Raw genomic sequence first — 13,453 nt, forward strand, 5'->3', positions numbered from 1 at the left:
TAGGGCTAAAGCCCTATTAAAATATATTTTGGACTTTAGTCCAACTACGAACCTGGGAAATTGGCGATCGCGAAAATATCCTCACTCGTAGTTTAATTTAATTTGGTGCGTTACGCGCAAAGCGAAGTTCGCACCCTACTTGTCTAATAAAAATCCGTTAAGAAAAAACAAGGGAAAAATAATAGCTAATCGTCACCACGGTGGTAACTCTTTAAATTCTCTATACATTCGTTAGTAGTAGGGCTTTAGCCCTATTAAAGTATATTTTGGACTTTAGTCCAACTACGAACCTGAAAAATTGGCGATCGCAGTTGGCAGTGAGAAAAAATATTTAGTTATTAATTTAATTTGGTGCGTTACGCGCAAAGCGCACTTCACACCCTACTGGTCTGCTTTTGAAAGTTTAATCGCTATACAAAAATTCAATTATAATCGTGGGTCAACAGGCTCACTTTCTAAGGCTAAAACCCCAAAAACACACTCATGTACTCTTCTTAGGGGTAAACCGGAGACAAAACGCTCTAAAGCTTCAATTCCTAGGGCAAATTCTCGTAAAGCGAGGGAGCGCTTTTTCGATATACCTCTATGCTTTAACCGTTCTAAATATTCTGGTAGAGAATATTCTAACCCATAAATAATTCTCAAATATTCTTTTCCACGACATTTAACGGCAGGTTGCACCAGTCTATTACTATGATAACTAATAAAGTTCATGGGTTTAACCACCATCCCTTCGCCTCCTGCTTCAGTCATTTCTAACCACCAATTAGTTGCCGCTTCTATTTCATCCCTATGATTAACATTGACGATTTTATAGTTAGTAGCTTGTAATAATTGAGAATCCTGCTGGGCAAAATTAGCAATTTGTTCTATGTGCCAACTATGGGGTTTATCTGTGTGAACTTGTCCTTCTGTCGCTAATACATGAAAAGGTGCTAATTTCAAATCATTGATACTATTTACAGACCAGCAATACTGACGATAGGCTTGAATATATTTATCTACTAATTCTTTTCTCTGTTGATAGGATAAGAGCAAATCATTAACCTCTATACCGCGATTAGCTGCTTGTTGTAAAACTTGTACCGCATTACTAACTCCTTTTTTCGCCGCAACACCCACGGGAGCATATTGCCTTCTGAGTAATTCTTGTGCCTTTGCTGACCAAGGCATCAATTCACAGTCAAGACATACCCAATCTGTATTGAGATTATCCCAAAAGCCACTACTATCTAAAGCTTTATTGAGACGTATTAGTAACTGAGTTTCTAATTCTTGGTTGTTAAAAAACTTTCTGCCTGTACGAGTATAACAAACGCCGATACCTTCATTTTTAATACCAAATCGCTTTGTAACTATATTTTCATCTCGACAGAGAATTACAATTAAACGAGAACCCATGTGCTTCTCTTCACAGATAACTTGACTAACTTCCTGTTGCTGATAGTATTCAAAAGCTTGTTGAGGATGTTCTAAAAACTCGGGCAAGTTTGATGTATAGACTGGAGACATAGTGGGAGGAAGATAAATAAGCCATTTAGGATTTACTGCAAAACGACTCATAATCTCTAATGCCGCAATACTTTGTTCTTCCCGCAGCATAATCGAAGGGTGTATTCTTGTAGATATTAACCGTTTGCCTGAGACATCAGCTATATCTAAGACATCATCTTGTTCTTGTTGAATGGTTAAACTTCTAGTTTCTGTCTCTAAGGGTTTAACTGGTTCACAATAGACTTTAGCTGCCTTGATACTGACTAATTCTTTTTCTGGATAGCGTAAGGCTGTGAGTTCACCGCCAAATACACAGCCTGTATCAATATCAATAGTGTTATTTAACCATTCTGCTTCGAGTACAGGTGTATGGCCATAAACTACCATGGCTTGACCCCGATACTCTGTAGCCCATTGATAGCGCACAGGTAGGCCAAATTCATCTATTTCTCCCGTAGTTTCTCCATAGAGGGCAAAACTACGAACATATCCAGAACCTCTACCCTGTAATTCTTCTCTTAACCCAGCGTGAGCAACTACTAGTTTACCATCGTCCAAAACATAGTGACTAATTAGAGATTCTAGAAAGTTTTGAATCTCTTTAGTAGCAGTTTCTCGTTTTTCTGTTTCAATCCCCTCAATCTCTGCTACGGTTTGTTCTAAACCGTGATTAATTTTTACCTTTTTACCCTTAAGCTGTTTCAATAATTTATGTTCATGATTGCCGAGAATACACATAGCAGAATTCACCTCTAGCATATTGTGTACTAGTTTCAGGGTATCTAAAATTCGTTCACCCCTATCTACTAAGTCTCCTAAAAATACTGCTTTACGTCCTTGGGGATGGGTATATGTGGGAAAATGCCAAAAAGAATCTGAACTAGTATTAGTTTCTGTGGCTACATAACCTAGTTCTTTGAGTAATTGTTCTAATTCATCGCAACAACCATGAATATCTCCAATAATATCAAAAGGTCCATGTTCTTGTTTACGATTATTCCATAGGGGTTGTCTGACTACTTCTACAGCTTCTATTTCTTCTATAGAGGAGAGTTTATATATGTAGCGAAACCCCTCTTGTTTTAAATTACCGAGGGAACGTTTTAAACTACGAGTATGGTTTCTAACTACGTGACTGCCAAACTGGCGATTAGGTCTATGTTGATTTCTTTGGTGACATATAGATTCAGGCAAGTTAAAAACAATGGCTACTGCAAAACAATGAAAATTTTTAGCTAAGTTTAGTAGAGGTTTGCGGCTTTCTGGTTGTACATTGGTAGCGTCAATAACTGTTAACTTTCCTGCTGCTAATCTTTTAGTTAGAATATAATGTAGGGCATCAAAAGCATCTTCAGTGGCTGCTTGGTCATTTTCATCATCGGATACTAAGCCACGAAAGTAATCAGAAGAGAGAATTTCTGTAGATTTAAAATGCTTAGCTGCAAAGCTTGATTTTCCTGAACCTGATGCACCGATTAACACGACTAAAGATAGTTCTGGAATAGTTAGTTTCATAGTTATCTAATTACTTTTAGTGATATTATTTTATAGGACTTAAAATAGTGAGAATGGTTTGCTGGTGTTGGGCGATCGCTCTTTAATGAATGTATTTTATCATAATGTTGGACAGAATACCTCATATATAATCATAATCTCCGGTTATATATTTATCATTTATAAAATAGTAATATTACGTAAACATACTGATTGTTACAAAAAAAATATGGGGCGCAAGCCTTGAATTATATTGAATGGAAGCAATAAAGTCCCCCCTAGATAATGGTTATTTTGATGAAAAATGATAATCTAAACTAAAGACAAACTACGATTAAAAATACTCAAATTGACTCGATTTATCTATGACCAATTCAGTAAAGACTATTTAGAAACACTCTTATTACCTTACGGAGAAGTAGTTGTGGCTAAACAAGTATCAGGAGAAATCAGAGAAATAGATCTTTATTTTGTACCAAATTCTCCTAATTTACCTAGTAATTTAGGAACATTTTGCAAAATAGCAAGTAATACTTGTTTATTAGAACCATATCGTAATCCAGTAACCAAAGAGGAAATTACTGACTGTTTATTAAAATTATTAATAGTCAGTAAACAAATCAATAGAGAAGCAAAAAGAAATCAGCAACAATCATTAAACTCACCTAACCTATGGATTCTTACTCCTACAGCATCTCCCCGAATTTTAGGAGAATTTCAGGCAGAAGAAAAAACTGATTGGGAAAAAGGGATTTATTTTTTGCCCTCAGGATTAAAAACCGCAATAGTGGTAATTCATCAACTGCCAGTAACGCCATCAACTTTGTGGATAAGACTATTGGGAAGAGGAAAAACTCAACAACAAGCCATAGAAGAATTAGCCAAGCTATCTGATAGTAATCCTTTAAAATCAGGTATATTAGAAGTACTGTTTACACTGCAAAAAAACCTAGAAATAAATACAGATAGTAAACAAACAGAGGAGAGAGAGTTAATCATGAGACTAGCGCCATTATATCAACAAGATAGAGCTAAAGCTAAAGAAGAAGGCAAAGCTGAAGGCAAAGCTGAAGGCAAAGCTGAAGGCATAATTGAAGGGGAAAGAAATCTTATTTTACGTCAGTTACAGCGTAAACTGGATAATCTTACCCCAGAGATAACAGATGCAATTCGCCAATTAACTCCAGAATCTCTAGAAAAACTAGCAGAAGAGTTGTTAGTTTTTAATACCTATGAAGAGTTAGAGAGTTGGTTAAGAAACCATTAATAATCGAACATAAGCACTCATTAGTACAAGAAATATTGAGCGATCGCCAAAAGAATAGTAAGATAATGTAAACGCACTCATTGGGACAAGAAAGATGGGGCGATCGCACATAAAATGGTAACATTATGTAGGGGCGCAAGGCTTGCGCCCTTATTGTTACTATTGTTTAACATATTTATACTACAAAGAATCTGGCGATCGCCAAAAGAATAGTAAGATTAGGTAAACTTACTGATTGGGAGAAAAAACATGGGGCGCAAGCCGATGAAATAGGCAAGCCTTCATGTGTGGGCGCAAGCCTTGCGCCCCTACACAATATCATTATTATCAATAAGAAAAAATACATTGAGTTTTTTCGTAATTGTTTTAATAATCCTGTTTATCTTTTAACAATTCATAGTACCGTAGGGTGCGTTAACCTGCGTGTAACGCACCATAACATTATTAAATCACATTGTTTAACTATAAACTTAAAATATGCCATCTAGATTTTTACGAATAGTTTGAGTAGTAGGATGATTTATTCCTAAAGTTCGTTCAGCTATCTCTAAAGCTTCGGTGTAGAGAGGTTCGGCTTCGCTGTATCTTCCTTGGCTTTTGTAGAGATTAGCTAAATTGTTCAAGCTTGTAGCCACATCGGGATGGTCCCCTTTAAATATTCGCCTATACATCTCTAAAGCTTCCGTATAGAGAGGTTCTGCTTTGGTGTATTTCCCTTGGCTATCGTAGAGATTAGCTAAATTGTTCAAGCTAACTGCCACATCAGGATGGTCTCCTTTAAACATTCGCCTATACATCTCTAAAGCTTCGGTGTAGAAAGGTTCTGCTTCGCTGTATCTCTCTTGGCTATCATAGAGTGCGACTAAATTGTTCAAGCTTTGTGCCATATCGGGATGGTCTCCTTTAAACATTCGTCTTCTCATCTCTAAAGCTTCGGTGAAGAGAGGTTCTGCTTCGCTGTATCTCCCTTGGCTATAGTAGAGATAAGCTAAATTGTTCAAGCTTTGTGCCATATCGGGATGGTCCCCTTTAAACATTCGCTTTCTCATCTCTAAAGCTTCCGTCAACAGAGGTTCTGCTTCTGTGTATCTACCTTGGTTACAGTATAGATAAGCTAAATTATTCAAGCTAGTAGCCACAGAGGGATGGTCTCCCTCAAACATTCGCCCATACATCTCTAAAGCTTCCATGAAAAGAGGTTCGGCTTCGGTGTATCTACCTTGAATATTGTAGAGTACGGCTAACTCGTTCAAGCTTGTAGCCACATCGGCATGATTATATCCTAATCTTTGTTGAGTGAGTTGAAGACATTTATAGTAATAGGGTTCTGCTGCTGAATACAATGCTTGACCTTGATAAAATCTCCCTAAACCAATAAATGGCCAAATCAAATCTTCATTCTCTAAATATAAATATAATTCATCGGTAACAACTTTGATATGCTCAGTTGATGGAGCAAACTTTTCAATATCTTTTTGTATGGGAACTTGAGGTATATCTTTACAAATTTCTACTATTAAAGCACAGTAAGCTTTTTTAGCCTCTTCTCTATATTCAGAAACTTCTAATTTATCCCGAAGATAACGATGAATAAGGGTATGCAATTCGTACCAATCATTACCCAAATCTTGCACTAAACCAAAGTTAACTAACTCCTCTATTAACCCTTTCTCAACTTCATCCTCATCAGGAAATAAACTGTTAACCCAAGACTTAGAAAAAGGAACAAGGGCAAATAAACTCAAATACATGGCTAATTTTTGAGCTAATGGTTCACTATTTAATTCATCCCAAGTAACCCCAAATGCTGCTTTAATTTTTCTTTCGACTTTTACTTCTCCATGAAAGTTATCATCTTGAGTTAAATTTGCTGCTAACTCTTCTCTAATTTTCTTAAAGGTCCAATTATACCGACGTACTAATAAACGAGCAACTAATTCTAACCCTAATGGTAAATACCCCAGATTTTGACAGAGTAATCTTACTTCTTCAATTTGTTTCTCGATTCTCTCATCATCTACATAGACCTTTAATAATGTAATAGCTTCTGCCTCGGTTAATACATCTAAGTTGATAGTAGTTGTATTTACACCTATATAATTAAAACGAATAGTAACAATTACTTTAAAGCGCTTTTCCCCTGCTGGTGGTAGATAAGGTTCAATTTTCCCATAATCTCTAACATCATCAAATATAATTAACACATCACCTGGTGGCCAATGATGCCAACAATAGCGCACTCTTTCACTTAGAGTTCCATCTTCTGGTATTTTAATTTGGAGATATTTTCCAGCAAAACTGAGAATTTGCAGACCAAGTTCTTGATTGAGGGCATTTAACCAGCAAATTCCACCTATATAAGTTTTTTTCTCCAATTGTTGCCAAGCATATTCTAAAGCTAATTTGGTTTTACCAACACCACCCATTCCTGTTAAGCAACAAATAGCAACTTCTTCGCTTTGGTGTAAATGTTTATGCAACTCTCTCAAAGTTGCTTCACGTCCGACAAATCTTGTCGATTCATGACTAGGTAAATTATGAGGTAAATTATTATCTTGAGATATTGGGGAGAAAGTATCATCACTAATATATCTTAGCGTGTTGGTAATATTTTCTCGTTCAGTATTTACCAAGGTTTCTGTTAAATACAACCGGAGAGAAAACCAAGAGTTTAAATCTGGCATCATGCCTATAACTTGACTATTAAAAGACCAAGACATCCACCAAATTTGTCGCAGGTTGAATTGAGCTAAATTCTCCCGATTATAGTTGAGAATTCGCAAAGCTTCAAGAGTCCTATCTTTATCACTAAAAGCTGTTTCAAAGCCACTAATAGAAACAACTCCAAATTCTAACTTATTTAATTCTTCTAAAAGAAAATTAAAAATAAAAGAAGGGTTTTTATCTAATGGTAAGTTAATTTCATAAAAAGCAATTTTATTTACTTGAAGTTGATAACGGAGTTCTTTAACTACTTTTTGACGAGAAAACTCAGAAGCAAACTCAACTTTAGCTAACCCCCTTGATGGTCTTTTACTCCACAATGATAAAAGGGCGATTGTATGAGCAATACTTCCTGAAACTAATTCCTGTTTATCTGCTGGATGTACCACCAGGGACACCTCCTTCTGGTGAAGAATTAACATAACCTTGATTATTTAAAATATCCACAACCAAGGGATGAACCATAAAGTATCTTTCACCTTTTTTAGCATCAAAAACTTCCTGAATCGCCCTATCTTTTAATAAAGAATATAAGACTTTATCAGGAACTTGTGCTTCTTTATTCCGTTCATATATCTTTATCAGTAGTTGACGCTTATTTTCATAGTTAACTTGGTCGGTATCAAAAGGACTCTGACCTAAGCGACGTTCATATTCTGTCCTTAAATTACCTATAGCCATATTAATATGATTAACTTCAATTTTACTTTTATTATTTAAAATAGCTTCATCAGAAGCATAGTTTACTAAATAAAACAAATCTCTTATATTTCCTCCAGAAGCAATAATGATCCTTTCTACTTCTCCATCGCTAAATAAATCTAAATTAACTCTTTTTTCTAACACCTTTTTGAGGGCATCGCGCCCATCCTTATTTGCTGAATAATTTTCATCTTGAATAAAAACAGCAGTATCAGGAATAATCAAACAATTCTCTGACGGAAAAGCAAGACCAATAGCTGAATATGAATTATATAAACTAATAGGTATCGTAAAAATTAGATGAATATTCAAATCTTTAATGAGATTATTATAATTAATAAATAGGTCCTTAAGGGCTTCAAGAGAAACCCCTGCTTTATCAAAGTTTTCTCCAATTACCAACCATTGAGGTTTACCTTCTAATTTCGTTTCTAATTTATGATGACAATCATTCAAAAGTTTATTACCAATAAGAATTAATTCATTTAACCGACGAAATCGATATTCTACTACTTTTTTTTCTCTAGTTGAAGCATAGCGAAATTCTCCTTTGATTGAAGCAAAAAGTGCTCCCATTTGTGCCCAAAAAGTTAGAGTACTGTCTATAAGTATTTTTCGAGTAATTTCTTCTGTACTAAACCAGTCCCATAACTCTTGTAAACTTTTTTTACTAGGTTTTTCTCCTATTTTCTCAGTTTCTTCCACAACTTTAATAATAATAAATAAGACAATATCAAGAGGATTAAAATTTATAGGATCTAAATCTGCTAAGATATTAAATTTAATAGCAAGAAAGTTACTAGTAAATTCTGAATCGTTAAGTAATCTATTTATTTCTGTAGATTTCCCTACTCCTGGATGTCCCATTAAACAAGCTTTATAGTATTCTCTTTTGGCTAAAGGTTGCCTTGCTTGTTTTGCCAAAGTCTTTTTTAATCCTAGTTTTAAATTTTTAATTTTATCACCCCCTCTGGTTTGATTCATTTCTTCTCGATAAAAAGCGGAGATTTCGTTTAGAGTTGTCAATGGTTCAGGAGATAAAGTTAAGGCAATTTCTTCAAGAGAAGTAGCTGCTGTTAAAAGAGTTAGGGGCGAATCTGTCATTTTAAAATCAACTTGTTTTAAGAAATTAATTCTATTTTTTATTTTATCATTTTGACCACAGGGAAGTCTTCAAGAGTCCCTGCAAAAATGAGCAATTCTACTCATCACTTAAAGAGGAGCGATCGCCCCCTTACAGGTTACAATTAAACTTCTATTTTATTTCAAATCCAAATTGTTTCTAAATCCAGAACAAAGCCAGGAAGTACATCTTCTCCACTAATAGTTTTTGGGCTTTGAAGAATAGAAACTGAATTGTAATGGCAGTCATAGTTGGTTCTTATCATCCCTATTTACTCAATAAAATAGTTATTTAGTTAAATAAATATAATGATTAAACCTTTATACAGTAAAGGTTTGAGGTGTTTGAAGTTCTAGGCGATCGCACCATAGACTAAAACACTTGTACTAAATAGGGCTTGCTGAATAAATGTAAAACTTTTGCTAGATAAAGGTTTGAGCCTATTTTTATTATAAAAAGTGCAAGGTTTTTTGATATATTATGGTAGAAAGAGTGCATTTTTTTCTTGGATTACTCGAAAATTCATAAATCATTATTACCTCCTGCCTTCTGCCTCCTGCCTCCTGCCTTTCTCCTCACCAAAACTTACTTTTTCAGCAGACCCTAAATAGGCTCAACAAAATTTTTTAAGTTTAAAATCTTCCTAAAAAGAAATATATTTACTTCTTAACTAAAAAATATTCAAGTCAATATATATAGGGCTACTTGATACGGGAACAGGAAATAGTTATGCTAGTATTGGGTTTAACACTTGAAAATATCCTAACCATTGTTTGTACAAATATAGTGTTTTTCAGTCTAATAAAGTACATAAATTTTTCCTATTTCCCTTTTAGCAAATGTAAATTCATTTGATATAGCCTTTTTAAAGAAGTATGAGGTACATTTTTTGCGCATTCTTCTTCCTATTTCCCTATTGCAGTTAATCTCTATACCTCAGTAAGTAAACTGAAAGATACTCATTTGTGTAGGTGGACCGACTTCAGAATCTTGGGGACCAATACCTTTAAATTTTACTTGATACTTATATTGTGAGGCAATTTGATTAGCCCAGTTGTGAAACTCTTCCCTTGTCCATTCAAAGCGATGGTCTGGATGACGGAGTTTACCATTAGTTAAAGTAGGGAAGTTTATATTGTATTCTACATTAGGAGTAGTAATAATTACTAATCGAGGTTGGGCAAATTCAAATAATACCCTTTCTAAAGCTTCAAGACGGTTAATATCTAAATGTTCGATTACTTCAATTAAAGTGGCAGCATCATAACCACAGAAGCGAGGGTCTCGATAGATTAATGAACCTTGAATTAGTTTAATTTTATCTTGATGATGAAAAGGTAAATTATCTAATTTGAGTCTGTCTTTAGCTATTTCTAAAGCGCTGTAAGAAACATCAACTCCAGTAATCTGTTCAATTGATTGATTTTTAAGTAAATATTTCAGTAATTTACCTTCCCCACAGCCTAAATCAATGACTCTAGTTACTTGATGATTCTGAAGAATTTCCCCGACTGATTGCAGTCTTTGTTGATTGAGAGTAAGAGGTTTTTCTATCGCTATTTCTTTTAAATCTGCATTAATATCCGTAGCTTCAATAGCCTCTGGGTCTTCTTCTTGTAATTGCTTAAGAGCGATTTTGGCTAGTTTACGGTATCTTTTGAAATATCTCTGGGTAATTTCTTCTTTATAAGGATGATTACTTAGCCAACCTTCACCGTGAGATAACAGTTTAGCTATTTCTTCCTTTCCTATCCAATAATGTTTATATTCATCTAGTACAGGAATCATCACATAAATATGACTAAGTAAATCAGATAGTCTAACTTTCTGATGTATGGTAGCGTTGATATAGACACTATCTCCCCAATCAGGAAATTGACTATCTAATTCCAGGGTTTGTGCCTCTACTTGATAGCCTAAAGGTTCAAATAAGTTACGAAAAAACTCTACACCACCACGACAGGGGATAGTAGGAAGATTAGCCGTGAGAGGAATTGATTCTTGGACAAGTTGTGGTAAATCCCGACAACGACCAGATAAAGCAGTGCGAAATACTTTGGCTATAGCCACACTCAAAAAAGAAGAAGCTACATAGGGGCGATCGTTGATATAATGTTCTATATCTCCTTTTCCTCGTACTAATTCCACTGGGTCTATATCTAATAGTAGAGTAGCGGTACACTTTTCTACAGTCGCTTCAGGATAAAAGACATAAGCATTTCCTCCAGTAACTGAGAAGGACTGACATTTGTCTGGATGTTTATGGAGTAAATAACCTAAATCTGTAGCTGGTTGATGAGTAGTAGTAATATGTAAGAGCATGGTCAAAGATTAAGAAATTGTCAAAAAAGAAAATTGAGGTAAATTTAACTTTTCTTTACACAAAATATGATTAAATTTTGGGTAGATCTAAAATAGATAGCCAAAAAAGTTATGATTATTAAACTAGTGCGTCATGGTGAGTCTCAAGCCAATATTACTGATTATAATCAAATATCAATAGCAGATCATTTAGTTCCACTTACTGAAAAAGGCTTTCAACAAGCAGAAGAAGTAGGAAAACAGTTAGGTAAATTATATTTAGAAAATTCCTTAATTTATACTTCACCTTTTTTACGAGCAAAACAAACCTTAAATGGTATTCTCAAAGGGGCACAAGTCAATCTAGAAGAGATGAAAATACGAGAAGATCCTCGTCTTAGGGAAGTTGAACATGGTTATTATGATGTATCCTCTCAAAAAGAAATGATTATGACCTATGGACATTTTTATTATCGTTACCAAGGGGGAGAAAGTGCGGCAGATTGTTATGATAGAGTCTCAGGATTTTTAGAAAGTTTTGTGCGCAGTGTTCAAAAAACTCACTCTCAACAAGCTCTAATTGTGACTCATGGTTTAGCATTACGAGTTTTTGTGATGAGATTTTTGCATTTAACAGTTGAACAGTTTGATCAAATTGCTAATCCCAAAAATGCAGATATTATAACTATAGCTGATTGGAAGACACTAGAATCTCCCATGTTTACTTCAGAGCGTTGGGGAGTAGAAGGACTACGAAAATTTGGTTAACAATTTATTATAGCGCTACTTGATAATGAGTTTTGAAGTAAGGAGTTTTGAAGTAAAAGAATTGATCCTAACCCCTTAAAAGGAGGCAGGAGGCACCGAGGCACGGAGGCAGGAGGTCGGCATAGATGGGGATTTTAAAAATTGATTCTCGCCTGTTGGCCAATTTCTGTAATTTTGCACTTGCGTGCAAGATATGAGGATAGGGAAGATGTGTAACGTAGATACCAACAAACCGTTATTTAAAACCTCCCCAGACCTCCCCACAACTGGACATATCTGGACAAGCGAACTCAAACGGTGAGAGTTACTTCAAGTCACCTTACAAGCGCATTTCTGCTTGGTTTGGCTCTGGTCGGAAAAGTTAGACTTCTCCTTCTTCGACCATTCCTTAACCTGTAAGTCCCAGGAACGAGATTCCGTAATAGTCATGACGACTCGAAATAGACTTCTTTAAGAGCTTATTCAGTTGATTCCAGCCACTCCAAACGTGCTTTCTTGACTTCACATCAAGATAGGCGGTTAAGGAGTGGGGTTTAATTCTTTCTGAGAGCTTCATCCCTCGTCGGGCTAATACATAAGCCGCGGCCACCGCATCACTAATACCATACATCCTTTGATATTTTACGCATCCGATGACGCTAGAATATGCTGGATTAACATGATGTAATTTAATCCCTCGATTAGTAAGGATAGAGGTTAATAATTCAAGGAATCGGGCATAAGCCCATCCACTCAACATTCGAGCATACTTTGACCCTCCTTTTTCTCTTAACTCAGTTTTTTTCTGACTAAAATCTAATTTCTCAACCACAACGGGACAAACGTGGTTAAGAGCCACTTGCGCTATTTTTAGACAAACCTCAACTAACTGAGCGTCCATTTTCTCTTTAGTAAGTCCCTGAATCAGCTTAAATTGTCCCTGTTCTTTTAAATTCCCTTGATAATCCACATAAGCATACGCTATCTCACTGGGATTAATATCAAGACCGATGCAACCATAGTGAATCGAACGAGAGACAGGGGGGACTTTACAGGGAGTAAATTGAACGCCTACGTTCCAATGGCCATGTTTATAGAAAAAGTGCCATGTTTTTGCGCCTTTTTCTGGCATTCGGTTAATATTACGCTCAAAGTTGCCTAAATTAACGGAAACTTTGCGGCCAAATTGATTCTCAAGACAGTAGGGAACTCGGAAGGTGAGAATTTGCCCATCCCATTGACAAACTTGATTTCCACAAGATTCATCACTACTGCCTACAACATAACATTGATTTCGTGGGATTTTTACCTGAATTGAAAATAGACTATGACTGAATTATTAGAAAAAGCCTTTGCTAAAGTTTCCGAATTACCTGAAGAAGAACAAAATGAAATTGCTAGTTTAATCTTAGAAGAAATAGCTGATGAGCAAAAATGGCAAAAAAGTTTTGCTAATTCAAAAGCACAATTAGAAACATTGGCGGAAGAAGCTTTAAAAGAATATAAACTAGGTAAAACTCGTTCTTTTCCATAAGAAAATGGAATCTCACTCCAACAGATGGTTTTTGGAAGGCTTACTATAAACTACCTTCTTCTGTACA

8 protein-coding genes and 1 pseudogene are annotated in these 13,453 nt (G+C 35.4%); 3 read left to right on the top strand and 6 right to left on the bottom strand.

What is annotated here, in order from left to right:
- Positions 1–426: 426 nt before the first annotated feature.
- Positions 427–3,009, bottom strand: coding sequence for a polynucleotide kinase-phosphatase (locus MW688_RS22375; RefSeq protein ID WP_486738230.1), 2,583 nt, complete (start codon positions 3,007–3,009; stop codon positions 427–429).
- A 328-nt stretch (positions 3,010–3,337) separates the two neighbouring features.
- On the opposite strand from MW688_RS22375, the gene MW688_RS22380 reads away from it, so the two are divergent.
- Complete coding sequence (locus MW688_RS22380; protein ID WP_486738231.1) at positions 3,338–4,255, top strand: DUF4351 domain-containing protein; 918 nt, start codon at positions 3,338–3,340, stop codon at positions 4,253–4,255.
- A gap of 470 nt (positions 4,256–4,725) precedes the next feature.
- Here MW688_RS22380 and MW688_RS22385 read toward each other — a convergent pair whose 3' ends face one another.
- The 4 genes and pseudogenes from MW688_RS22385 to MW688_RS22400 all read right to left on the bottom strand — a co-directional run bounded on the left by MW688_RS22385 (position 4,726) and on the right by MW688_RS22400 (position 11,126).
- Positions 4,726–7,401: a tetratricopeptide repeat protein gene (locus MW688_RS22385; protein ID WP_486738232.1), complete on the bottom strand. Its 2,676-nt coding sequence runs from the start codon at positions 7,399–7,401 to the stop codon at positions 4,726–4,728.
- Positions 7,349–8,785: a hypothetical protein gene (locus MW688_RS22390; RefSeq protein ID WP_486738233.1), complete on the bottom strand. Its 1,437-nt coding sequence runs from the start codon at positions 8,783–8,785 to the stop codon at positions 7,349–7,351. The genes MW688_RS22385 and MW688_RS22390 overlap by 53 nt, the downstream gene beginning before the upstream one ends.
- 161 nt (positions 8,786–8,946) lie before the next feature.
- Positions 8,947–9,033 (bottom strand): annotated as a pseudogene (locus tag MW688_RS22395) (Uma2 family endonuclease); the annotation flags it as partial.
- Positions 9,034–9,740: 707 nt separating this feature from the next.
- Positions 9,741–11,126 carry a 3' terminal RNA ribose 2'-O-methyltransferase Hen1 gene (locus tag MW688_RS22400; RefSeq protein WP_486738234.1) on the bottom strand — a complete coding sequence of 462 codons (1,386 nt, stop codon included), beginning with the start codon at positions 11,124–11,126 and terminating at the stop codon, positions 9,741–9,743.
- Between the two features lie 111 nt (positions 11,127–11,237).
- Here MW688_RS22400 and MW688_RS22405 point away from each other — a divergent pair, with 111 nt between their 5' ends.
- On the top strand, positions 11,238–11,873 hold the full coding sequence (locus tag MW688_RS22405) for a histidine phosphatase family protein (RefSeq protein WP_486738235.1): 636 nt from the start codon (positions 11,238–11,240) through the stop codon (positions 11,871–11,873).
- 388 nt (positions 11,874–12,261) lie between these two features.
- Here MW688_RS22405 and MW688_RS22410 read toward each other — a convergent pair whose 3' ends face one another.
- A complete protein-coding gene (locus tag MW688_RS22410; RefSeq protein ID WP_486738236.1) occupies positions 12,262–12,984 on the bottom strand; it encodes a hypothetical protein in 723 nt (240 codons plus the stop codon).
- A 195-nt stretch (positions 12,985–13,179) separates the two neighbouring features.
- Here MW688_RS22410 and MW688_RS22415 point away from each other — a divergent pair, with 195 nt between their 5' ends.
- A complete protein-coding gene (locus MW688_RS22415; RefSeq protein WP_486738237.1) occupies positions 13,180–13,386 on the top strand; it encodes a hypothetical protein in 207 nt (68 codons plus the stop codon).
- Positions 13,387–13,453 lie beyond the last annotated feature (67 nt).

The organism is Johannesbaptistia floridana, assembly GCF_057440575.1.